At 61.8% G+C, this 23,930-nt stretch carries 17 protein-coding genes; 7 read left to right on the top strand and 10 right to left on the bottom strand.

Annotated elements, in window-relative coordinates:
- Positions 1–8: 8 nt before the first annotated feature.
- The 3 genes from CJEIK_RS02580 to clpS are packed head-to-tail and all read right to left on the bottom strand — an operon-like array spanning position 9 to position 2,095.
- The gene (locus tag CJEIK_RS02580; RefSeq protein ID WP_005294122.1) at positions 9–1,193 is read right to left on the bottom strand and encodes a P1 family peptidase; all 1,185 of its coding nucleotides are present in this window, start codon (positions 1,191–1,193) and stop codon (positions 9–11) included.
- A complete protein-coding gene (locus CJEIK_RS02575) occupies positions 1,193–1,762 on the bottom strand; it encodes a DUF2017 domain-containing protein (protein ID WP_005294124.1) in 570 nt (189 codons plus the stop codon). The genes CJEIK_RS02580 and CJEIK_RS02575 overlap by 1 nt, the downstream gene beginning before the upstream one ends.
- Before the next feature lie 27 nt (positions 1,763–1,789).
- A complete protein-coding gene (gene clpS, locus CJEIK_RS02570; RefSeq protein WP_011273166.1) occupies positions 1,790–2,095 on the bottom strand; it encodes an ATP-dependent Clp protease adapter ClpS in 306 nt (101 codons plus the stop codon).
- Positions 2,096–2,158: 63 nt separating this feature from the next.
- On the opposite strand from clpS, the gene CJEIK_RS02565 reads away from it, so the two are divergent.
- Positions 2,159–3,484, top strand: coding sequence for a nicotinate phosphoribosyltransferase (locus CJEIK_RS02565; protein ID WP_005294128.1), 1,326 nt, complete (start codon positions 2,159–2,161; stop codon positions 3,482–3,484).
- A 36-nt stretch (positions 3,485–3,520) separates the two neighbouring features.
- Complete coding sequence (locus CJEIK_RS02560) at positions 3,521–5,563, top strand: ATP-dependent DNA helicase (protein WP_077536225.1); 2,043 nt, start codon at positions 3,521–3,523, stop codon at positions 5,561–5,563.
- A gap of 42 nt (positions 5,564–5,605) precedes the next feature.
- On the opposite strand, the gene CJEIK_RS02555 is transcribed toward CJEIK_RS02560, so the two are convergent.
- Positions 5,606–6,886 carry a hypothetical protein gene (locus CJEIK_RS02555; protein WP_005294135.1) on the bottom strand — a complete coding sequence of 427 codons (1,281 nt, stop codon included), beginning with the start codon at positions 6,884–6,886 and terminating at the stop codon, positions 5,606–5,608.
- Between the two features lie 414 nt (positions 6,887–7,300).
- Between CJEIK_RS02555 and CJEIK_RS02550 the strand changes: the two genes are divergently transcribed.
- The 3 genes from CJEIK_RS02550 to CJEIK_RS02540 all read left to right on the top strand — a co-directional run bounded on the left by CJEIK_RS02550 (position 7,301) and on the right by CJEIK_RS02540 (position 12,736).
- Positions 7,301–9,082 carry a dynamin family protein gene (locus CJEIK_RS02550; protein WP_005294137.1) on the top strand — a complete coding sequence of 594 codons (1,782 nt, stop codon included), beginning with the start codon at positions 7,301–7,303 and terminating at the stop codon, positions 9,080–9,082.
- On the top strand, positions 9,083–10,555 hold the full coding sequence (locus tag CJEIK_RS02545) for a GTPase (protein ID WP_005294140.1): 1,473 nt from the start codon (positions 9,083–9,085) through the stop codon (positions 10,553–10,555).
- A gap of 84 nt (positions 10,556–10,639) precedes the next feature.
- A complete protein-coding gene (locus CJEIK_RS02540; RefSeq protein ID WP_005294142.1) occupies positions 10,640–12,736 on the top strand; it encodes an Hsp70 family protein in 2,097 nt (698 codons plus the stop codon).
- A 131-nt stretch (positions 12,737–12,867) separates the two neighbouring features.
- On the opposite strand, the gene CJEIK_RS02535 is transcribed toward CJEIK_RS02540, so the two are convergent.
- On the bottom strand, positions 12,868–13,443 hold the full coding sequence (locus CJEIK_RS02535) for an RNA polymerase sigma factor (RefSeq protein WP_005294145.1): 576 nt from the start codon (positions 13,441–13,443) through the stop codon (positions 12,868–12,870).
- A gap of 13 nt (positions 13,444–13,456) precedes the next feature.
- Positions 13,457–14,002 carry a hypothetical protein gene (locus CJEIK_RS02530; protein ID WP_005294149.1) on the bottom strand — a complete coding sequence of 182 codons (546 nt, stop codon included), beginning with the start codon at positions 14,000–14,002 and terminating at the stop codon, positions 13,457–13,459.
- A 322-nt stretch (positions 14,003–14,324) separates the two neighbouring features.
- Between CJEIK_RS02530 and CJEIK_RS02525 the strand changes: the two genes are divergently transcribed.
- Positions 14,325–15,902 carry an AMP-binding protein gene (locus tag CJEIK_RS02525; protein WP_005294152.1) on the top strand — a complete coding sequence of 526 codons (1,578 nt, stop codon included), beginning with the start codon at positions 14,325–14,327 and terminating at the stop codon, positions 15,900–15,902.
- Between the two features lie 32 nt (positions 15,903–15,934).
- On the opposite strand, the gene serB is transcribed toward CJEIK_RS02525, so the two are convergent.
- The 3 genes from serB to nrdF form a co-directional block, all read right to left on the bottom strand.
- Positions 15,935–17,317, bottom strand: a complete 1,383-nt coding sequence (gene serB, locus CJEIK_RS02520; RefSeq protein WP_005294155.1) for a phosphoserine phosphatase SerB — start codon at positions 17,315–17,317, stop codon at positions 15,935–15,937.
- Between the two features lie 537 nt (positions 17,318–17,854).
- Positions 17,855–19,552, bottom strand: coding sequence for an aa3-type cytochrome oxidase subunit I (ctaD, locus tag CJEIK_RS02515; protein ID WP_034964806.1), 1,698 nt, complete (start codon positions 19,550–19,552; stop codon positions 17,855–17,857).
- A gap of 239 nt (positions 19,553–19,791) precedes the next feature.
- The gene (gene nrdF, locus CJEIK_RS02510; protein WP_005294160.1) at positions 19,792–20,787 is read right to left on the bottom strand and encodes a class 1b ribonucleoside-diphosphate reductase subunit beta; all 996 of its coding nucleotides are present in this window, start codon (positions 20,785–20,787) and stop codon (positions 19,792–19,794) included.
- Between the two features lie 341 nt (positions 20,788–21,128).
- Here nrdF and CJEIK_RS02505 point away from each other — a divergent pair, with 341 nt between their 5' ends.
- A complete protein-coding gene (locus CJEIK_RS02505; RefSeq protein WP_005294164.1) occupies positions 21,129–21,617 on the top strand; it encodes a ferritin in 489 nt (162 codons plus the stop codon).
- A gap of 134 nt (positions 21,618–21,751) precedes the next feature.
- Here the strand turns inward: CJEIK_RS02505 and nrdE are convergent, their stop codons facing one another.
- The gene (nrdE, locus tag CJEIK_RS02500; RefSeq protein WP_005294168.1) at positions 21,752–23,914 is read right to left on the bottom strand and encodes a class 1b ribonucleoside-diphosphate reductase subunit alpha; all 2,163 of its coding nucleotides are present in this window, start codon (positions 23,912–23,914) and stop codon (positions 21,752–21,754) included.
- Between the last annotated feature and the right edge of the window lie 16 nt (positions 23,915–23,930).

The raw sequence follows: 23,930 nt of genomic DNA, 5'->3' as shown, positions 1-23,930 counted from the left end.
ACCTTTCACTACATCTCCTTCACTACGTCGCGCCAGCTCGGCACACCGAAAACCGATTCCGCCGCCAGCACAGCATGCACAATCGCCCGCTCCACCGTGTTAGCCGCGACCGCCGAAAGCAGGCTCATGCCAATATCATCGACGCCCCTCTCAACTCCAGTAGCCCCCGAACCATGTTCCCCTGTCCCCATCGCAAACAGCGTGTCCCCATCCATCGGCATGTGCGCCGGCCGAATCGCCCGTGCGATCCCGTCATGCCCCGCCAGCGCCAGCCTCTTAGCCTGCGCCTTCGTCAGCGGCGCGTCGGTCGCCACCACCCCGATCGTCGTGTTGAGCTTCGGCGCCAGCATGTCCGCCGTGATCTTCGTGCCGAGCACGTTCTTGCTCTTTAATCTATTGACGCCCTCAGCCCCCAGCGGCTCACCATCAACCAGGCCATCGGCCAGTCCGTATCTGGCAAACTCCCCGTCCAGCTCGGCGGCGAGGCCCCACGGCAGGCCGGTTGCCGGATCGAAAACCGCACCCTGCGGGTTCACTACAATGCCCACGGCAACAGTCACCCCAGCCAGCGGGGTGCCTTCGGGGAATACGACGCTGGCCTGACCAAAGCCACCCTTCAGCGCGCCAGCCGAGGCTCCCAGCCCCGCGCCGACGTTGCCGTTCAGCGCCGCCTGCCCTGAGCCCCTCTGCTTTGCAGCGCCCCGCTCAGCCGCGCAGCTTGCCTCGTTTCCAACCACAGCATCCAGCGCCGCCGCCGTCGCTGATGCTCCCGTGGCCGCATCCGGCCGCGAATCCCAGCGCCCCAGCAGCAGATCAAAAATCACGGCTCCCGGCACGATCGGCACCAACTTATCCGGGTGTTCCGGCCCCAACACAGGGAAGCCGATCCTCCTACTCTCCAGTTCGGCCATTGCCCCCGTGAGGGCGTCAAGACCAAAAGCAGAACCACCGCACAGACCAATAGCGTGCACGGACTGCACCGTGTTGTGCGGCGCCAGAAGATCCGTCTCGCGTGTGCCCGGCCCACCACCACGTACGTCCACGCTGGCAGTGGCGGATTTCGGGGCGACGATCATGGTCACGCCCGAATCCCCCGCGCCGTCCTCGCACACCGCGTGCCCCACGCCAATACCCGCCACGTCGGCCAGAGAATTCGCAGGCCCCGGCTGGCAGCCGAACAGCTCTATGCTCATTATTCACCCATCATCGCCGACAAAAGACTGTCCTGGTGGTAGCCCAACCAATCCAGGTAATTCTGCGCCGCCGTCGCTTGGTCGGAATTCTCATCCCCCTCGAGGAGCTCCTTCTTGAACTCCTCGTACTGCGCGGAGTGGTACAGGCGAATGTCGTTGATCGCGCTCAGCCACGGGTGAACCTCGTCCTGCGTCAGCGAAACATTCACCGAACCATTAGGCCCCAGGTAGTCCACCACAAAGCGCAGGTTCGTCAGCTTCGTCTTGATGATGTCCGTCTCGTTCAGCTGGCGAGTCAGCGCCGCATCGCCGTCGACTTCCTCGTCCCCCTCGCGGAAGAAGCTCGGCAGCAGCCGCGCCAGCCCCGGATCCTTCGGCGCATCGGCATGCCCGCTGGCCATGCCCGTCATCTCCGCCAGCTCGTCCTTCGGGGCGGTCCGCGCGCGCTCCATCAGCTTGTCGGAGACGGCCACCGCCGAATCCCCCAACATCTCGCGCTCGAGCGGCTCCAGCTGCGTATTAAAGCGAGTCCCGCGCAGCAGGCTGTTCTTCTTCGTCCACGGCTGCATGTTCGTTCCTTCTTTCTTTATTGACGCCTACCCGTCCGCCCGCTGCATCGTCGCCCATAGCCCGGCGGTCTGCAGCTTCTTCACATCCCCTTCAACCTTGTCGCGCTCACCCGAGCTCACCACGGCCTTACCCTCAGTGTGGACCTGCATCATCAGCTCCGTGGCGCGCTTGCGCGAATAGCCCAGTACGGTTTGGAAGACGTACGTCACGTAGCTCATCAAGTTCACCGGATCATCCCAACAGATGCACATCCACGGCAGGTTGGGCTCCGTCAGTGTTTCTGGCAGTTTGTCCGCTACAGGGGTGGCAGCGGGAGCGGCTGGGGAAGTCATGCTTTCCAGAATACCCACATCGGCCATCTTCGCTGCCGGGTCCGTGGTGGGGCGTGGACTAGCATGGAGCGGGTGAACGAAAACAACACCCGCTCCTCCGCACTTCTTACGGACAAATACGAACTCACCATGCTCGAGGCCGCGATCCTCGACGGCACTGTCGACCGCGCCTGCACCTTCGAGGTGTTCACCCGCCGCCTGCCCAACGAGCGCCGCTACGGTGTGATCGCCGGCACCGCCCGCGTACTGCAGGCCGTGCGCGATTTCGTATTTACCGACCAGCAGCTGGATCGCATCGACTTCCTGCGGGACGAAACCCTGGAATACCTGCGCAACTTCCGCTTCTCCGGACAAATCGACGGCTACCGCGAAGGCGAGCTGTACTTCCCCCACTCCCCCGTCCTGACGGTTCGGGGCACCTTCGGCGAGTGCGTGATTCTGGAGACGGTGATCCTTTCGATCCTGAACATGGACTCCGCCGTGGCTAGTGCCGCCGCCCGCATGGTCACCGCCGCAGGTGACCGTCCCATCATCGACATGGGTGCACGCCGCACCCACGAATACGCCGCCGTCACCTCCGCCCGGGCCGCCTACCTGGCCGGGTTCGTCGCTACCTCCAACATGGAGGCCGCGCAGCGCTACGGCATTCCGGCCTCCGGAACCGCAGCCCACGCCTGGACCCTGCTGCACACCCGCCCGGACGGCACCCCCGACGAGCTCGCAGCCTTCAAGGCTCAGATCGCCGCCCTGGGAACAGACACCACCCTGTTGGTGGATACCTACGACATCACTCAAGGCGTGGAAAACGCCGTTGCCGCCGGCGGCACGGAACTGGGAGCCGTGCGCATCGACTCCGGCGATTTGGGCGTGCTGACCCGCCGGGTGCGCGACCAGCTGGATTCCTTGGGGGCAAAGAACACCAAGATCGTGGTCTCCTCCGACATGGACGAGTTCTCCATCGCCGCCTTGCGCAGCGAGCCGGTGGATTCCTTCGGCGTGGGCACCTCCGTCGTTACCGGCTCCGGGGCGCCCACCGCGGGGCTGGTCTACAAGCTCGTGGAGGTAGACGGCGTGCCCGTCGCCAAGCGTTCCCGAGGCAAGGCCAGCCTCGGCGGGGCGAAGGATGCCGCCCGCTTTAGCCGCCCCTCCGGCACGGCCGTCGAGGAAGTCACCTTCCCCTTGGGTGCGGAACTGCCCCAGGCCGAAGGGCTGAAAAGCACCCAGCTGACCATCCCCATGGTGCGCGACGGCGAGCTCGTGGACGGCCTGCCCACCCTCGAGGAATCCCGCGAGCACTGCGCCAAGCAGCTAGTTTGCCTGCCCTGGGAAGGCCTGGCTCTCACCCGCGACGAGCCCGCCCTGCAGGTGCGCCATATCAGCCGCATTTAAGGCCTAGAAGTTTCGCAAAGGTTCGCACAGTTTCGTATGAGCTCCAACGTCCTCGACCTCCTCAGCCTCGCCGTCAACGACCTCGGCGGTGCCCCGCGCCCCGGCCAACAGAAGATGGCCAAGGCCGTGGCCGAGGCCATTGACAAAGAACACCACCTGGCCGTCCAGGCCGGCACCGGCACGGGTAAATCCCTGGCCTACCTGATCCCCAGTATTGCCGCGGCCATGGATTCCGACTACCCCGTCATCGTCTCCACCGCGACCATCGCCCTGCAACGCCAGCTGGTGGAGCGCGACCTACCGCGCCTGGCCAAGGCCCTCGAACCGGAGCTGCCCCGCCCCCTCGAGTTCGCAATCCAAAAAGGCCGCGGCAACTACGTCTGCCTCAACAAGGTGCAAAACGCGCAGACCGAAAGCGGCGTGGAAGAGGCCGAAGAGTCCCTCCTGGATCCCTCCCAACTCTCCGCCACCGGCGCCCAAGTCGCCCGCCTACACGAATGGGCCGGCGAAACCGAGGACGGCGACCGCGATAACCTCCCCCAGGGCGTCAGCGATCGCGCGTGGCGCCAGGTCAGCGTGTCCTCCCGCGAGTGCCTCGGCGCTACCCGCTGCCCCTTCGGCGAGCAGTGCTTCGCCGAACGCGCCCGTGCCCACGCCGCGGACGCCGACGTTGTCGTCACCAACCATGCCCTGCTTGCCATCGATGCTCTTGTGGACGCCCCAGTCTTGCCGGAGCACGACACAGTGATCGTAGACGAGGCCCACGAGCTGGAGGATCGCATCACCTCCGTCGCCACCGCAGAACTATCCCCCACCGCCATTGCCGTGCTGGCCAAACGCGCCGCGAAGCTGGCCGTCTCCGGCGCAGACGCTGCTGGGGACGAGCTGGCCGAAGCAGGCGACAGGTGGACGGAGGCGTTGAAGGCGGAGGCGGCGGCGTCCAGAAACAACGACCGCTTCGGCACCGGCATCGAGGGGCGCTGGACCGGCGTACCCGAGGCACTACAGGTGCCGCTCGCTGCTCTAAGGGACGCAGCGTGGAAGACGAACCGGCAGGTCAGCGGCATACCCGCCTCCGAGTTTGCGAATGATTCAAAGAAGGTCGCCGAGCGCCTGGCGGTGATCGTGGCCACCGAAGAACTCAACGATACGTGCGTGCGCATCCTCAACGCTTCGCGCGTGGGTGAGGGTACCAGTGCGGATGACGAGGACCTGCTCGGCGAGGACGTCATCTGGTACACCGCAGACTCCGGTCCGCGCGCGCCGAAGCACGTGGTACGGGTCGCCCCCTTGAGCGTTGCCGACCTGCTGCGCCAGCGACTATTCGGCCGGAACACGGTGATCCTGACCTCGGCGACGCTGGCGCTGGGCGGCAAGTTCACCTCCATGCTCAGCTGCTGGGGGCTGCCGAAGAGCACCCCCACGCTGGATGCCGGCACGCCCTTCGACGCGCGCACCCACGGCATCCTCTACGTCGCCCGGCATCTGCCCCCGCCCGGGCGGGATCGCGCCAGCGACGCCTCCGTGGACGAAACCGCCCGGCTGATCAACGCCGCCGGCGGGCGCACCCTGGGGCTATTCAGCTCCCGGCGCGCGGCCGAGGACATGGCCGAGCAGCTGCGCACGGTGGTGCCCTACGAGATTCTGCTGCAGGGCGAAGACTCCATGTCCACGCTGGTGGAGAAGTTCCGCAAGAACCAGTCCGCCTGCCTCTTCGGCACCCTCGGGCTGTGGCAAGGCGTGGACGTGCCGGGCAAGTCGCTTTCTCTGGTGATCATCGACCGCATCCCCTTCCCCCGTCCCGACGACCCGCTGCAGCAAGCCCGGCAGGAGGCCGCCGACCAGCGCGGCGGCAGCGGGTTCATGGAGGTGGCTGCGAACCACGCGGCGCTGCTGATGGCGCAGGGCGCGGGGCGCCTGCTGCGTTCCGTGGACGACCGGGGCGTGGTGGCGGTGCTGGATCAGCGGCTGGCCACGAAGCGCTACGGCAGCTACATTCGCCGTTCGATGCCGGACTTCTGGTACACGGAAAATGGCGACACAGTGCGGGGTGCACTGCGTCGCCTGGTTGAAGCTTAGGGCCGGGGGCAAGGCCCGGACCTGAGGCCGGGGGGCTAGGCCTTAGGCCAGGTCCGCGCCGTCGTTGCCAGCGGCTGCGCTGTCGCCAGCTCCGCCCAGCAGGTCGTCGAAGGTCGGAGCGACGTCCTCGGTGTAGGTCTCCTCGGAGGACTCGTACACGCCGTCGTTGTCGTAGTCGTGCACCTTGGTGTCGCCGATGCCGTCGAAGTCGGTATCCAGCAGAGCCTCGTCGGTGAAGCCGTCAGCGTCGGTATCCACGTGGCGCTCGTCAACCTGGCCGTCGCCATCGGTGTCCACGAAGACGGTGTCCGTCTGGTTGTCGCCGGTGGTGTCGATCTCGAGTGCGTCGATCTGGCCGTCGTTATTGGTGTCATAAGCGACACCGTCTGCCAGGCCGTCGCCATCCAGGTCCACGTACTCGCCGCCGTTCGGGGCTGCGTTGCCTGCGCCTGCGGACTGCAGGTCTGCGTCCGTGCCGCCCTGCGGAGCTGCCTCTTCTGCCGGAGCTTCGGCCGGCGCCTCTGCCTTGCCCTCAGCGGCCTCAGTGTCCTCGGTGCGCGCTTCTGGCTTGTCCTGTGGCTTGTCCTCAGCCGGAGCCTCAGCTGCAGGGGCTGCAGCAGCCGGAGCCTCAGTCTGGGGTGCTGCGTTCTGGGGTGCAGCGTTCTGGGGTGCTGCGTTCTGGGACTGGGAACCCCAGATGCCCTCACCCACCGCCTGCTGAGCTGCAGACGGCGGAACCTCGCCGCTGGTGCCGTCTACAACGCCGTTTTCGTCGTGGTCGAACTCGGAGTAGTCGGAGATCCCATCGCCGTCGGTGTCGTAGGCAACGCTATCGACCTTGCCATCGCCATCGAAGTCGTAGGCGGTCACGTCGTGGTTGCCGTCACCGTTGGAGTCGATCTTCACGTTGTCGGTCACACCGTCGCCGTCGTAGTCGGTGGCCTTGGTGTCCAGCTTGCCGTCGTTGGTGGTGTCTACCGACATGTGGTCGATCACTCCGTCTCGGTCGATGTCCTCGTAGACCGTATCGACGATGCCGTCCTGGTCGTAGTCCATCTCCGCGCGGTCAGTCACCTTGTCGCCATCCTTGTCGTAGACCGTGCCGTCCGGGCGTCCGTCGCCGTTGATATCTACCTGGAATGCATCTTCCTTACCGTCGCCGTTGGTGTCCTGTGCGCCGACGATGTTGCCCTGGACCATGTTGCCGTTTGCGTCCAGTACGTCCCAGCGACCCAGGGAGTGATCCTGGGCGCCCGCGTTGTCGTTGGTGGTGAGGCCGTTGTTGTTGCCGGTGTTTCCGTTGTTCAGGTTCTCGTTGGACATTGTGTACTCCCTTTCAGTGTTCTTCTTAGTATCCTTCAGGCTCTTCCTGGCTGCCTGTCAGTTATTGAATGCCCCTCCCCTACAAGTTGTTCCTTGGGGGTATTTATTATGGACGCCCCCTCGCCCCAAAACCCACAAACTCCCTAGTAAAAAGACATTTCTGATAATTGAATCCCGAAAGCAGTTCCGGGGGTGAAAGCACACACGAGGTTCACACTGCACTTCCGAAAAACCTATTTATCGGCATACTAGAATGGCATTCGCGCACTACCGAGCACTACCGTGCGCTCGCCGCGCATTAACCGGGCACTACACAGAAAGGCGATACCCACCGTGACCCCCTACCCCAACGCTGCGGGCCGATCCCCCCAGGCAAGCGTCGAACGCGGGGCCACCATCGCCAGAAAATACAAAATGCACGATGCCGCGGATCGCGTGCAAAACCTCGTGAATGCGAAGTACCGCACCTCCGCAGTGGTCATCATCGGCGAGGTAAAGCGTGGAAAGTCCTCCCTCATCAACGCTCTAGTCGGTCGGCGCGACCTGCTGCCGGTGGACGTCATCACCGCCACCAGCGCCCCCATCCGCATCCACACGGAACCCGACCAGGATCCGGACCAACCCGTGCTGGCGCGCCTGGTGCGGGGCACGGAGTACGACCCGATCGAGCCTGAGGATCTTAAGAACTGGGTCACCCAAGAAGCCGTGGACGCCATCAACCGTGCGCCGAAGGACAGCAAGGAAGTAGCCTCTCTGCCCAGCGCCGCCGAGCTGCTGGTTCCTTACTCCGGCATGGGCAAGGTGACCATCATCGACACTCCGGGCGTGGGCGGCCTGGACGAGCACGCAGTTGCAGCCTCCCTGGCGGAGGCTCGCAATGCCGGCGTGCTGCTCATGGTTTGCGATGCCTCCACCCCGATCACCGCCCCGGAGATGGATATTCTCCGTCGCGCTCGCGAGCAGGTCGGCAGCGTGATCGTGGCCGTCACCAAAACAGACAAGAACGTGCGGCGCTGGCGCTCCATCGTCGCCGACGACCAGCGCCTCATCGCAGAACACCTCGGTTTGGACATCCCGGTCATTGGAGTGTCTTCGTTGCGGGCATTAGACGCGGCAGAATCGGCGTCACCAGAAAAAAGAGCACAGATCGAGCAACGATGCGGCATCGCCGAGCTGCGCCAACAGATCATCGACCACGTGAACTCGCCGGGCAACCTCGGCACGGTGACCGCACTGGAGATCGCCAAGTCGACGATGCACACGATCACCACCGATATCGAGCGGGACATCAAGCTCTACGACAAGACCAGCGATGCAGTCGGCGAGCTCGAAGCAGAGAAGCGCAAGCTCGAGGCGTTCCGCGATGCCACCAGCGAGTGGGAACAGCTGTTCATGCGCGACATCCAGTTGAGCCGCAACAAGGTCTCCGCGGCGATGGACGAGGCGCTGACGGACGTAAAGACGCGCTGGACTAACCGCATCAACGGCGAAGGCATGCGCGTGTTGCGCAGCAAGCCACAGGTGTTCACCAGCCAAATTGAGATCGAGCTGCGCCAGATCATGGAGCAGATGGTGATGGCCATGGTCAGTGAGGTAACCGCCCGTGCCGCACAGCTGTTCCAGGGGCGCCAGGACATGGTGGATCAGGTACAGCAACAGATCTTCGCTGCACTGGCTCCGCCGAGCGCCCTCAGCCACGACGTGGAGAAGAAGACTACTGGGTTGGTGGATCCGTCGATGCTCACGATGGGCATTGTCGGCGCGGGCGCCCTGACTGTAGTAATCCCCTTCGCCCCTGTGGCCGCAGCGGCTTGGATCGGCGTGAACATGGGCTACCGAGCAATGCGCAACGGCAAGCAACACCTACTTATCTGGCTCCGCGAGACTATTGCGACCACCCGCACCTCCATCAATCGCATGATCGACATTGCGATCACCACCGGTAGGACGGAAATCCTGCTGCGCCACCGCTCCGCAATCCGCCAGGAGCAGCGCAACCTGCAGTCCAAGATCGAATCCGCACAGAAGATCGCCCGCGAATCCGAGGCACAGCGCAAACAGACCATCAACAGGCTGAAGAAGAACCTGGAGATCGTGAACCAGACCATCGAAGAACTGGATGGGCACCTGGCGGCGCTGAAACGCACTCGGCGTGGCGCAGCAAGCATGGCGGAACACGCGAAGGCGGGGATGTAAATGGAGCAGGGAAATCAGATCCAGTCAGCCTCGGCGCATTTGAGCCAGCGCGTCTCTGACCTGACGCTACTTCTTACCCAGGCCGTTGATGCCTTGAGTGGGGGTTCGCCGGACCTGGCGAGGCACGCAGAACAGCTGCGCCTCATGGTCACCCGCCCACCGCGCGTGGCAGTGGTCGGCCGCCTGAAATCCGGAAAGTCCACCCTGGTCAACGCACTAACGGAGAACCTCATTGCCGCGACAGGCGCCCTGGAGTGCACCATGGCGGTGAGCATGTACCACAACGGTGCACCCGCCCGCGCCGAGATCCACACCACCGACGGGCAAGTCATCCGCGTGCCGCTGAACAATGGCCCGCTGAATAGCCTGACCGTGCCGGTGAACCAGGTGGACTTCGTGGACCAGTTCCTGCCCAACCGGCGCCTGCAGGAACTCACGTTGATCGATACCCCCGGTACTGCCACCTTGACCGTCGAGAACGAGGAGCGCACCCGTCGCGTACTCGTCGACGGCCAGAAGGACACTCGTCGTGCCAGCGGTTGGGCCGACTGCCTTGTCTTCCTGTCGGACTCTGCCCCGCGCGAGGACGAGAAGCAGTTCCTCTCCCAATTGGGAATGACGCCCCTAAATACCGTCGGCATCCTCTCCAGAGCGGACTCTTTCGGCTCCGGCGCATTTGGCCCTATCGATCCATTGCAGCACGCCCGCCAGCACGCCGAGAGTATTCAGAAGCGACTGATGAGCACTGTGCAGCGCACCATTCCACTCTCCGGCTTGATGGCCGAATCCGCTCTAACGGGTAAGGTCACCGGCGAGGTGGCCCGCAACCTGAGTGCACTGGCGCACCTGGACCGCGAAGGCCTGCTGGACTTGTTGGAGGCGGAGGATCCGCGGGAGATCGTGCCGGAGTGCAGCGCCAACATCCGCGATGACCTGCTGGACGTCATGGGCGAATACGGTGTGTTTGCCGGGCGCCGCATCGCCGCCGAGGGCGGAGCGCCGGCGCTGGTTAAGTGGATGGTGGAGACTTCCGGGGTCTCGGAACTGGTTCACCTGCTGACCGGCGACATCACCTACTTCGCCGTACTGCAACGCGCTGCCCGAATGCTGGACGTGCTGGACGACCTGGCCTCCAACCATCCGGACATGCAGCACGTGCGCTGGGTGCAATCGGTGACACTGGCGCAGCCGGGCATGCACTTTGTGATGCTATACCGCAGCTACCGCAACACCTACGCCTCCACCCCGGATTCGCGCTTGCTGCCGCTGCTGCGCTCCGCCGTGACGGCTGGGCACCCGGCAGAGACTGTAAACCTGCCGCGCGATACTCCGGTGGAGCAAATCCGCCAAGCGTTGGAGGATAAAATCGCTGAGATGCAGCAAATGTCGATGTCCCCACTGTCCGCCGCAGAGGATGAAGCTCGCGAACGTCTCTTGGGTTCTTTCCAATCGGCTCTCCAAGCTACGCACTAAAGGCCAACCAAGCCGCTAGAGTGTAAGCTACTTATGCCTTAAACGCTATTAAATACTTATGTCTTGTCAGGAGCTGTACTTTAAATGACTAACGCATGGCATCTGGCGGTCGACTTCGGTACCTCGAATACGGCTGCCGCCCACCAGAGCCCCATGGGTAGGGCGATCTCCGCCCTTGCGTTGACACACCGCTCCAACATCATGCCTTCGGCTGTGTTCCTAGATGCTCCGCACGGCACACACGCTGCCAGCGACGACGAGCCTACGCTGCTCAACGGCGATTCCGCCCTGGCCCGTGGCCGCCGCGATCCCTCCCGGCTGCTGCTGAGCCCCAAGCGCTACATCGACCACGACGAAGTGCAGCTGGCTGGCCGCAACCTGCCGTTGACGAAGGTCGTCGGTTCCGTGATCGCCACCGTGCTGCGCTCCGGTAAGGCACAGCACGCCAACCATGACCCCGAGACGGTTACGCTGACTCACCCTGAAGCGTGGTCGGCGCACTCCGTAGAGCAGCTGAAGCGTAGCGCCGTCGCCGCTGGAGTGCCAGAGCAGAACCTACGTGTACTGTCCGAGCCACGCGCAGCTGCTATCCACTATGCTTCTCAGCAGTCCGTGCAGTCCGGTTCGCACGTCGCAGTGTTCGACTTCGGTGGCGGCACCCTGGATATCGCAGTGCTGCGTGCAAAGGGAGACGGCAACTTTGAGGTCGTGGCCGCCAAGGGCGATAACAGCCTGGGTGGGCGCACCATCGATAACTTGCTGTACCGCTGGGTTTTGGATCAGCTGGAGCACGACGACCCCGACCTAGCGGACTTCGTTCGCTCCGCGCCCATCACCACGGTGCACGCGCTGGAATCCAGCATTCGGGAGGCCAAAGAAATCCTGTCGGATACGTCTTCGGCCACTATCAGCGTCTCCACTCCCCACGGAGAAACCGACCTTCTGATCACCCGCGATGAGTTCAATAACGTTATTGAGCAGTCGATCATGCGCGGAGTTGAGCTGACCCGCGCGGCGCTGACGCAGGCGGGCGTCGATTCCACAAAGACCCCGATCTACATGACCGGCGGATCGTCGCGCATTCCGTTCGTGCAGGACCGACTGGGTGAGGTCGGCACCGTCATGACGCTCGACGACCCGAAGACTGTGGTGAGCCGCGGTGCGCTGGCCGCAACTCTGCGCGGATTCACCGGTGGCCTGAACGGGTCTCAAGGGGCAGGTTCGCGCCCCGGTGGTGCAAGTTCCGGCAGTGCCGCTGCCGCTGGTGCCGCCGGTGCCGCCGGCGCTGGTCTGGGTGCCGGGGCAGCCTCCGCTGCAAGTCGGTCCGGTCAGCCTGGCCAAACCGGCCCGGCGACTCCACCCGGCATGCCGCGCGCGGGCCAGGGACAGAACCAGGGGTCGCAATCCTACAATGCTTCCCCGCAGACTGCCGCCTTCGTGCCCAGCTCAGCTAATGCATACGGTGCTAGCAACTTCGCTAGTCCCCACGCAACAAGCTCCTCGAAGCCGAAGAAGTCCAACACCCCAGTAATTGTCACGGCTTGCGTTGCCGTCCTCGCAGTAGTGGTGGCCATCGGCTTCGTCACATTGAACGGCGGCGATGACAACGGTGGCGGCGGCAACGGTGGCGGTGGCAACGGCAGTGGCGGAAACCCGCCATTCACCGAGGCCAGTCCCTATAGTCCGTCGCGGGAGCCTTACGAGTCGGATATGTACAAGCCGCTGGCTTCCATATTCCCGGAGGTCAAGGACTACGCTCCGACGGGCTTCTACAACCGCATCGATAGCTGCGACACAGATCCAGATAAGGCAAGTTTCACCGGCGCTGCCTACGATGGCTTGGATATCGACATGTACTCCTGCCTGCCCAGCCGCGACTCCCTAGAGGACCACAAGGAAGAGTTCATCTACAACAACTTCCGCTACACGCAGTCTGGCGATGATGCACAGAAGATCTACGACCACGGAAAGAACTCTTCCATCAAGGGCCAGACTATCCAGGAAGCCGGCAACGGTTGGCCGGAGATCATCTTCTACCCCAGCGCCAACTTCGCCAGCCCGAACGTGACGGTGTGGTACCCCGACAAAAAGTTCGTCGTTCTGTCCACCGGCAAGCCTGAAAGCACCAAAGAAGAGGCCATCGAGATGTTGAAGTTCTACAACCTGATGCCGCAGGACTAAAGAACTTCAGCAACAACCCCTGCGCCTTTAGACACAAGTTAGAGCCCCACCCACCGAGCGGAGAACGAACTGCTCGATGGTGTGGGGCTCTTTGCTGTGGGACTCTTCCCTGTGGGGCTGGGTCTTATTCTTTATGCACTTGTGACGCCAGCTTCCACCAGTGCTGCCTTCAGCTTCGCACGCGCGCGATTGATGCGGGACTTCACCGTTTGAATGGGAATCCCCTGGTGGGCGGCGATGTCCTGGTAACTCATGCCCGTGTATTCTCGCAGGACGATGACTTCACGGAAATCATCCGGCAGCTGCGCTAGCGCCTGACGCACGACCATTGCCGAGGTGACCTGCGAGCCAACTTCCGGGGTTTGTGCAATCTCGTCCACACCCGCGTCCTCTTCCGGTACTTCCCGGCGGGAGCGCACGATCTGCAGCGCCGCATTGGAAGCAATACGGTAGGCCCAGGTGGAGAACCGGGCGCGCCCATCGAACTTCTCAATGTTCTTCCACGCGGAGGTCAAAGCATTCTGCAGCGCATCCTCCGCGTCAGCACGGTTGCCCGTGATGGAGAGGCAGACCGAGAACATCCGGCCCCATGCCTGGCGCGCTAGACGCGCGAAAGCCTGCTGGTCGCCCTTATGGGCTTTGGCCAGCAGGTCGCGCTCTTCTTCGCGGGTGAGTTCTTTCCGTGGGGTGTTAGATCCGTTAGACACTTCTGACTCCCCCTTACATTCCGCTGAGGTCAGTCAGATCATCTGGGTGATCATCGCCGTAGTCGTGACCATAATCATCCTCGCCGTAGTCCGCGACATCCGCAGCAGGGTCCGCGAGGTCTGCAGCAGGGTCCGCGAGGTCATTCAGGTCGTCAGAGCCTTCCAGCTCGTCCAGATCCTCGTGCTCTGCCGCGCCGGTATCCGCGGCATCGCCCGAAGCATCAGTGGGGAGATCCTCCGCCGAGGTGGCGTCACCAGTCAAAGAACCAGAATCATCGAGGTCCGCTAGGTCGACCTCATGTGAAGCCTCATCTGCCGAAGGGGCTTCCGCAATTTCCTCCGGGAAGGAATCGAGGTCGGGAATCAGTTCTCCCTCGGGCATCTCGGTGTTCGGATCAACGGCAACGTCGAACATTGCGTTAAACAAGTCGTCCAGATCCTGCGCTTCGTTGCCGAACAGTTCCTCCAGTGGGGGAAGAATTGGTGCGTCTGCTTGGGTGTCAGCGGACGGGCCAGCCATGTGTCCTCCGTTTTCGATCGAATCACTCTTCGTGCTCATCGTTCACCTCCTTCCGCCAGCATCCGCAAAACAACAAAGAACGCACTGAAGCAGATGAACCACTAAAACCTGCTTCAGGACAGTTGTGTAATGCACGCGAGGCGGCGAAGGTTCCCGCGAGTAATAGAAGAATTACTTTAAGAGATTATGCCCGATTAGCTATGCAGTTCAATAGAAAGGGTGGAATGAATAGCCCGTTAACTAACACTGGTTCGCAGCACCGGGAGCTTAGGGACGCAAAACATAAAAAGTAATGTCAGGCGTAGCTCATGCAGACTACAGTGGAGGCAAAACAACCGCGAACGGATAGGAGCCCGACGCAATGCCCATCAAGAGCGATCGCCCGGACATCGAACTCAGCCCGCTGGGTCTCTACGACTACGTCTTCGGCAATCTCACCACGGAAGAAGAAGACCGCGTCGCCGTCATCGACATCGCCGACGGCTCCGAAACAACCTTCGCGCAGCTGCAGAACTACATCGAGTCCACCGCAGGCTGGCTGGCCGCCAAGGGCATCGAAAAGGGCGATGTGGTGGCACTGCATCTACCCAATTCGTTGAATTTCATCGTCGCTGCCTACGGCCTGTGGCGAATCGGTGCTGTTGCCTCGCCAATTTCGTTGCTGTCCACACCGGAGACCGTGACTGCGCAGATTGAGGACTCTGGCGCGAAGATGCTGCTTACTGTTGCTGCGCTTGGTGACGCCTCGTCTCAGGGTGCTAAGGATGCAGGCATCGCAGAAGAGAACATCGTATTCCTGGATACTTCCAAGGGGATGCAACAGATCATGGCGGAGCGCCGCACAGCCCCCGCAGTGGAGATCAACCCGGACGAGGACCTAGCGGTACTCCCCTACTCCTCCGGCACCACCGGCCTGCCAAAGGGAGTGCGCCTGATGCACCGCCAGCTGGTGTCCAATGTGCAGCAGGGCCAGGACATCGATCTGCTCCGCCGGGACGATACGGTGTACGCGGTACTTCCGTTCTTCCACATCTATGGTCTGACCGCGCTAGTGAACCTGGCGCTGGCGCAGCGCGCAGAACTGGTTGTGGTGCCGCGCTTCGAGCTGCAGAGTTTCCTGGAGCACCACCAGAAATTTGAGGTGAACTTCACGCTGATCGCCCCGCCGATCGCCGTACAGCTGGCGAAGCACCCGATGGTGGATAATTACGACCTATCGAACATGCGCGGAGTGTTCAGTGGTGCCGCGACATTGGATGAGGATCTGGCCCTGGCGCTGGAGAAGCGCCTGGGAATCCACGTGCAGCAGGGCTATGGACTGACCGAGACCTCTCCGCTGGCGCATGCGAACGTCTCCAAGGACATCAACCGCGGCTCCATCGGCAAGCCCTGCGCCAACACCGAGAGCAAGCTGGTGGACCCGGAGACCCTGGAGGAAATCCCGCTGCCCAGCGAGGGCGTATCCGAGGTCGGCGAGTTGTGGGTTCGCGGCCCGCAGATTATGGCCGGCTACCTGAACAAGCCAGAGCAGACCGCCGAGGCGCTGCCGGGCGACGGCTGGCTGCGCACCGGAGACCTAGCGAACAGTGACCCGGAGGGTAATGTCCACATCGTGGATCGCCTGAAGGAGCTGATCAAGTACAAGGGCTACCAGGTTCCACCCGCAGAGCTGGAGGCCGTACTGCTGAGCCACCCGGAGATTGCCGACGCAGCCGTGATCGGCGTGCACCGCGCCTCCGATGGCGAAGAGCTACCGAAGGCGTTTGTTGTGGCCCAGCGGGGTTCTAGCCTCAACGAGCAGCAGGTGATGGACTTCGTGGCCGAGCGCGTGGCGCCCTACAAGAAGATCCGCATCGTTGAGTTCGTGCAGGGCATTCCGAAGTCCTCCACGGGTAAGATCCTGCGCCGCGAGCTTCGCGACCGCGAGCGCTCGATTTAAGGCGCGCGGGCCTAAGAGGTGGGGCGCGCCAGTTAGTCTTCGGCGATCGGCACTCGACGGTAGGTGCCGTCGCGGAGGTCGGCGTCCTCAATCTCGTGGCGAGAAATGCCCAGAATGAACAGCACCTGGTCCAGGAAGGGGTAGTTCACAGAGGCGTCCGCGATCTCCTTGAGAGCGGGCTTCGCGTTGAAAGCGATGCCTAGACCAGCCGTCGAGAGCATATCGATGTCGTTTGCGCCGTCACCGACGGCGACAGTCTGGTTCAGCTGGATGCCGTTGGACCAAGCGAACTCCTTGAGGCTTTCAGCCTTAGCCTGACGGTCGATGACCGGGCCGATTACGCGGCCGGTGAGCTTGCCGTCCACAATCTCCAGAGTATTCGCACGGGCGAAGTCGAGATCCAGTTCGCGGGCAAGTGGCTCGATGACCTGGATGAATCCACCAGAAACAACACCAGCCTTGTAGCCCAGGCGCTTCAGGGTGCGGATGGTGGTACGAGCGCCGGGGGTCAATTGAATGTCGTGGGCGACCTTCTCCACTACTGCAGCGTCCAGGCCGGCGAGAGCCTTCACACGCTCGTGCAGGGATTCGGCGAAGTCCAGCTCGCCGCGCATGGCGCGCTCGGTGACGGCGGCAACCTCTTCCTCACGGCCGGCGTAGGCCGCCAGCATTTCGATAACCTCGTGCTGGATGAGGGTGGAGTCTACGTCAAAGCAAATGAGACGCTTTGCCCGGCGGGCCAGGCCCGCACGCTCGATGGCGATGTCCACGCCAACCTCTGAGGTAAGGGTCGCAAGTGCTTTGCGCAGCGGCACGCCGCCGCCGGGTGCTGGGTTGGCGACAGTCAGGTTTAGCTCCAGGCCGGTGACCGGGTAATCCGCGATGCCGGTGATCGTGTCGATATTCGCACCGTAGTCGGCCAGGGTCTGGCCGATACGGGAAATGTGCGTCGCGGTCAGCGGACGGCCGAGCACAACCATCACGTGCGTGGAGTGCGGACGGGTGCTGGAAAGGTTATCGTCTGCCTCGACGCTGACGCGCATGCCGTAGGAAGCCAGGGTTTCTTTGAGCCCCTCGCCTAGCGGTTCAAGGTCTTCCTGTCCGACGCCCACTAGAGCGGCCAGCGACAACTTCCCCCGGAAGACCGACTGCTCAATGTCGAGAAGTTGTACCCCGTAGGAGGACAATACGCGGAAAAAGGCCGCAGATACACCGGGACGGTCGGGTCCGGTAACGGTAATGACGCTGGGGGCGAGGCCTTCCTGCAGCGTGTCCTCGAGCGCAGTCTCGAAGTGCGGGTCATTGGCTGGGCCGGCTGCGTGCTGGGCAGCAGCAGGTTGGGCAGCGGTGGGCTGGGCAGCAGCGGGCTGGTCGGCGGAAGCGTTGGAGTTGTTGGCGTTATCAGAGGTAGTCACGGGCTATATTGTCCCACTTCCCCGCAAGAAGTGATAACTGAAACTCGGGAGCCCCCATTCCTGTTCCCCCGCGTTACCTACTGGTCACCGTCGCTATCTACCCACGGCCACCACCCAGCTGCCTCCCCCCCTTGTCTTGCGCCGCCCACAATCGGCCTAATGTCGTTGAATCGGGATTCTGTGTAAGCAAAATCGGACCCTGCATTTTCCACAAGCTCCTGACCTGTACTTTCACTTATTGCGAACAACTCCTATTAAACAGATTCCCGATCTAACGACATTCCGGGAAAATCCGGGCCCCACCAGCCGACTGCCGGCGCGGCGGGCCGCCCCTCGGCACAGCCAGGCCGGCGGCCGGCATGCAAGCTCTTCCCCGCCCAGCTCCCCCGCCAGGGCTCCCGACCCTGTTCCCCCGCAAATGCAAAAATCCACACCTCGCGTAGTTGAGGTGTGGATTTTAAGACCGGGTCAGCCGCCAGGCACCTAGCGACTGCGCTGGGCAGTGGCCGGGTGAGGGGGCGTCACTAGAAAGTGCGCTTAGAAGTGGCGACCAACGTGAGCCTCGTCGCGCATGCGCTTGACCATGTGCGGGTGGTGCAGCTCGAACGCCGGGCGCTCGGAGCGGATGCGAGGCATGGAGTTGAAGTTGTGGCGCGGCGGCGGGCAAGAGGTTGCCCACTCCAGGGAGTTTCCGTAGCCCCACGGGTCATCAACAGTGACGACCTCGCCGTAGCGGTAGGACTTAAAGACGTTCCACAGGAACGGAATCATGGAGATCGCCAGGATGCAGGCACCAATCGTGGAGACCTGGTTCAGGGTGGTGAAACCATCCGTCGGCAGGTAATCAGCGTAACGACGTGGCATACCCATGTTGCCCAGCCAGTGCTGCACCAGGAAGGTGGTGTGGAAGCCGATGGTAACCAGCCAGAAGTGGATCTTGCCCAGCTTCTCGTCCAGCATGCGACCGGTCATCTTCGGGAACCAGAAGTAGATGCCAGCGAAGGAGGCGTAGGTCACGGTACCGAACAGCGTGTAGTGGAAGTGAGCAACCACGAAGTAGGAATCCGAGACCTGGAAGTCCAGCGCCGGGGATGCCAGCATGACACCGGTCAGACCACCGAAGAGGAAGGTGGCGTAGAAGCCGATGGCGAAGGTCATCGGAGTCTCGAAGGTCAAACGGCCCTTCCACATCGTGCCCAGCCAGTTGAAGAACTTCATACCGGTCGGCACACCGATCAGGAACGTCATGAAGGAGAAGAACGGCAGCATAACAGCGCCGGTCACGAACATGTGGTGCGCCCACACAGCCATGGACAGCGCGGCAATCGACAGGGTTGCGAACACCAGGCCGACGTAGCCGAACATCGGCTTGCGGGAGAACACCGGGAAGACCTCGGACACGATGCCGAAGAACGGCAGTGCCAGGACGTAAACCTCAGGGTGGCCGAAGAACCAGAACAGGTGCTGCCACAGGATAGCGCCGCCGTTGCCGGCGTCGTAGATGTGGCCACCCAGCTTGCGGTCGTAGAAGACACCCAGGGCTGCAGCGGTCAGCAGCGGGAAGATCAGCAGAACCAGCAGAGAGGTAACCAGGATGTTCCAGGTGAAGATCGGCATGCGGAACATGGTCATACCCGGTGCGCGCAGGCACAGGATGGTGGTGATCATGTTCACAGCGGAAGCGATGGTACCGATACCACCAACGCCGACGCCCAGGATCCACAGCTCAGAGCCCACACCCGGAGAGTGCGTAGCGTCTGCCAGCGGCATGTACATGGTCCAACCGAAGTCAGCAGCACCACCCGGGGTCAGGAAGCCGAGCAGCATAACGACACCACCGGCGGTGGTCATCCAGAAGCCGAAGGCATTCAGACGGGGGAAGGCCACGTCAGGCGCGCCGATCTGCAGCGGCAGGATGTAGTTCGCGAAACCGAACACCATCGGGGAGCCGTACAGCAGCAGCATGATCGTGCCGTGCATTGTGAACAGCTGGTTGAACTGCTCGTTGGACAGGAATTGCTGACCCGGCTCGAAGAGCTCGATACGGATCAGCAGGGCCATCAAGCCACCAATCATGAAGAAGGTGAAGGACATGATTAGGTACATGATGCCCAGGAGCTTGTGGTCGGTCGTGGTCAGCATCTTCCATGCGAGGCTGCCACGCGGTGCCTCACCGAAAGGCGCAGGCCGAGCCGGGGAAACCTCATGGCTTTCCCTAGGCGCTACTGCGGTCATTAGTTCCTCCTGACTACGCGTGACCTGCCCTTTTCCTCTTGCGAGCCTTAAGCAACCCACAGGATTCTTTGAGCCGGTCACCCAAAAGAATGTTTCCTCTACCCTGTTCCCGCTGGGTCGGCCTCGTCAACAACCGACCCGAACAGACGCAGAATGCTTACATAGTATCCCGTTAACGCGCATTTCAATAGCCGTGCACAGTGCTCAGCTAGCAGACTCCACGTTTTCGGGGGTGCTATCTAGAAGTCCCAGTCGTCATCGACGGTGTTCTCAGCCTTGCCGATTACGTAGGAAGATCCAGATCCAGAGAAGAAGTCGTGGTTCTCGTCACCACCCGGGTTCAAGGCGGACAGGATCGCCGGGGAGACGCGAGTCTCGTCAGCCGGGAACAGTCCCTCATATCCCAGGTTGTTCAGCGCCTTGTTGGCGTTGTAGCGCAGGAAGCGCTTCACGTCCTCGGTCCAGCCGAGCTCGTCGTACAGGTCCTCGGTGTACTGTGCTTCGTTGTCGTACAGTTCCAGCAGCAGGTCGAAGGTGTGCTCCTTCAGCTCCTCCTGGCGCTCCGGAGTCTCGTTTTCCAGTGCGCGCTGGTACTTGTAGCCAATGTAGTAACCGTGCACAGACTCATCGCGGATGATCAGGCGGATAATGTCTGCGGTGTTGGTCAGCTTCGCATGCGAAGACCAGTACATCGGCAGGTAGAAACCGGAGTAGAAGAGGAAGCTCTCCAGCAGCACAGAGGCAATCTTCTTCTTCATCGGATCGTCGCCCTCATAGAAGTCGAGAATGATCTTTGCCTTGTTTTGCAGCTTCTCGTTCTCTTCGGACCAACGGAAGGCGTCGTTAATCTCAGGCGTAGAGGCCAGCGTCATAAAGATAGAGGAATAAGACTTCGCGTGAACGCTCTCCATAAAGGAGATATTCGTAAAGACGGCTTCCTCATGCGGAGTGGCAGCATCCTCGATCAGCTTTACTGCACCAACTGTGCCCTGAATCGTATCCAGCATGGTCAGGCCGGTGAACACACGCATGGTGGCCTGCTTCTCCATGTCATTTAGCGTGGACCAGCTGGGCACGTCGTTGGACAGCGGCACCTTCTCTGGCAGCCAGAAGTTGGCGGTGAGGCGGTCCCACACCTCCAGGTCCTTTTCGTCCGGAATGCTGTTCCAGTTGATGGCGGATACCGGATCGCCGTCGACGCGGTGTACGGGAGTGTGGGGTGCGTGCGCACTCATCGCTTGCGTGTCTCCTTCTTCACAAAACGTGCTGATTTCTCGCTGACCCTCAGCTTGTGCACTTCGCCCCATCGTACCCCGTTTCCACGACGCGCCTACCCCCCGGTCACTACACCCATTTTGGGGGTCTTTCTTATTGACGCCCTCAGTGCGCACTGGAGCCGATTTCAGCCCGGAGCTGGGGGCGTCACCAACTAAAGAGCATGTCAGGATTGGTTTACAGGGTAACCTAAGTAAAGACAGGCTCACCGACTAAGCGATGTGCTCTGACCTGCATTGATAATATAAGGATAGCCTGCGTTTGCTAGCCGATTGGATGAACCCTGGGTACGTTAAGCGGCATGGAAATCAACGAGAAGTTTCAAAAGCAATTGAACGAACAGGTCACCGCCGAGCACCAGGCTGCACTGGTCTACACGCAGCTGGCTTATGAGCTGGACCGCCTCTCCTTCGACGGCATGAGCAGCTGGATGCAGGCACAGGCAGACGAGGAGCGCGAGCACGCGCAGAAGTTCGCGCAGCACCTACTGGACCGTGACGCACGCGTGGATATCGAGACTGTAGAGATGCCTTCCCTGAAGATCTCCACTCCACTGGATGCCTTCGAGGCTTCCCTCGAGCACGAGCGTAAGGTCTCCGCCCTGATCCGCGAGCTGGTGAAGACCGCTGACGAGGTTGGCGACATTGATTCCCGCAACCTGCTGAACTTCTTCCTGGAGGAGCAGATCGAGGAGGAGGCTACCGTTAGCGCCATTATCGACCGCATCAAGCTGGTGGGCAACGATGGTTCCGGCCTGCTGCGCATCGACGCGGAGCTGGGTAACCGCTAATAGCCAATAAAGGCCGCCACTCAACGGCCAAAGACAAAAAGCCGGCCGGGAATCCTTCCCGGTCGGCTTTTTCATATTCATTGGAGGCTGGTCAGGCCACTAGCCTGACCGCTACCTTCCAGCCACTCCCCCACTTAGAGCATGCAGCTTACGCAGCCCTCGACCTCCGTGCCGGTCAGCGCAGTCTGGCGGAGGCGGATGTAGTAGATCGTCTTGATCCCCTTACGCCATGCGTAGATCTGCGCGCGGTTGATGTCGCGCGTGGTGGCGGTGTCCTTGAAGAACAGGGTCAGCGACAAGCCCTGGTCCACGTACTTCGTGGCCACAGCATAGGTGTCGATGATCTTTTCGTAGCCGATCTCGTAGGCGTCCTCGTAGTACTCCAGGTTCTCGTTCGTCATGTACGGAGCCGGGTAGTACACGCGGCCAATCTTGCCCTCCTTGCGGATCTCAATCTTGGAGGCGATCGGGTGAATCGAGGACGTGGAGTTGTTGATGTAGGAGATCGAACCCGTCGGCGGGATAGCCTGCAGGTTTCGGTTGTACAGGCCGTGGGCCTGCACAGCTTCCTTCAACTGCTGCCAATCCTGCGCGGTGGGCACCTGAATGCTGGAGTTGCCGAAGATCTGGCGCACGCGCTCCGTCTTGGGGGCGAACTCGGCCGGATCGTAGCGGTCGAAGAACTCTCCGGTGGCGTACTGGGAGTTTTCGAAGTTGTGGAACTTCTCCCCGCGCTCCTGGGCGATCTTGTTGGAAGCCTTCAACGCCTCATACATCACGGTCGCAAAGTAGGCGTTGGTGAAGTCCAGCGCCTCTTCGGAACCGTAGTGGATGTGCTCACGCCCCAGGAATCCGTGCAGGTTCATCTGGCCCAGGCCGATGGCGTGGGAGTTGTCGTTACCCTGACGCACCGAAGGCACGGAGTCGATGGAGGTCTGGTCCGCCACGGCGGTCAGGCCACGGATGGCGGTCTCGATGGTCTTGGAGAAGTCCTCCGAATCCATCGCCTTCGCAATATTCATCGAGCCCAGGTTGCAAGAAATATCGTCACCGATCTGCTTGTACGACAGGTCAGCATTGAACTCCGACGGGGTGGAGACCTGCAGAATCTCGGAGCACAAGTTGGAGTGGGTAATGCGTCCCTCGATCGGGTTGGCCTTGTTCACCGTGTCCTCAAACATGATGTACGGGTAGCCCGACTCGAACTGGATCTCCGCCAGAGTCTGGAAGAATGCACGCGCGTTGATCTTGGACTTGCGGATGCGCGGATCCTCCACCATCTCCTCGTAGTGCTCGGTGACGGAGACATCGGCGAACGGCTTGCCGTACACGCGCTCAACGTCGTACGGGCTGAACAGGTACATGTCGTCGTTGCGCTTGGCCAGTTCGAAGGTGATGTCCGGAATCACCACGCCCAGCGAGAGGGTCTTGATGCGGATCTTCTCATCCGCGTTCTCGCGCTTGGTATCCAGGAATCGCAGGATGTCCGGGTGGTGAGCGTGCAGGTAAACCGCACCGGCACCTTGGCGGGCGCCCAGCTGGTTGGCGTAGCTGAAGGCATCTTCCAGCAGCTTCATCACGGGGATTACGCCGGAGGACTGGTTCTCGATGTGCTTAATTGGCGCGCCGGCTTCTCGCACATTCGACAGCAGTAGAGCCACGCCACCGCCGCGCTTGGATAGCTGCAGCGCGGAGTTGATGGAGCGGCCGATGGACTCCATGTTGTCCTCGATGCGCAGCAGGAAGCACGAAACCGGCTCACCGCGCTGCTTCTTGCCGATGTTGAGGAAGGTTGGCGTTGCAGGCTGGAAGCGGCCGTCCATGATCTCGTCGACCAGGTTGGACGCCAACTCGGTATCCCCCGCCGCCAGCCCCAATGCAACCATGCACACGCGGTCCTCGAAACGCTCCAGGTAACGGCGACCGTCGAAGGTCTTCAGTGTGTAGGAGGTGTAGTACTTGTACGCACCCAGGAACGACTGGAAGCGGAACTTCTTCGCGTAGGCCTGCTTAAACAGGGACTTCACAAAGCTGAACTCGTACTGATCCAGCACCTCGGGGTCGTAGTACTCGTTGTCCACCAGGTACTTAACCTTTTCTTCCAGATCGTGGAAGTAAACGGTGTTCTGGTTGACATGCTGCAGGAAGTACTGGTTTGCAGCCTCGCGATCCTTGTCGAACTGGATCTCCCCTGCATCGTTGTACAGGTTCAACATCGCGTTCAGAGCGTGATAATCCAGCTGCTCCCGCTGGTCAACGGGCTCCTGAACGGTCTTGCCAAGCTCGGTGCCAGTCATGTGTATGTGTTCTCCT

The sequence above is a fragment of the Corynebacterium jeikeium genome (assembly GCF_028609885.1).
GTDB classification, from domain to species: Bacteria; Actinomycetota; Actinomycetes; order Mycobacteriales; family Mycobacteriaceae; genus Corynebacterium; species Corynebacterium jeikeium.
This window is presented reverse-complemented; position numbering and strand designations above follow the sequence as displayed.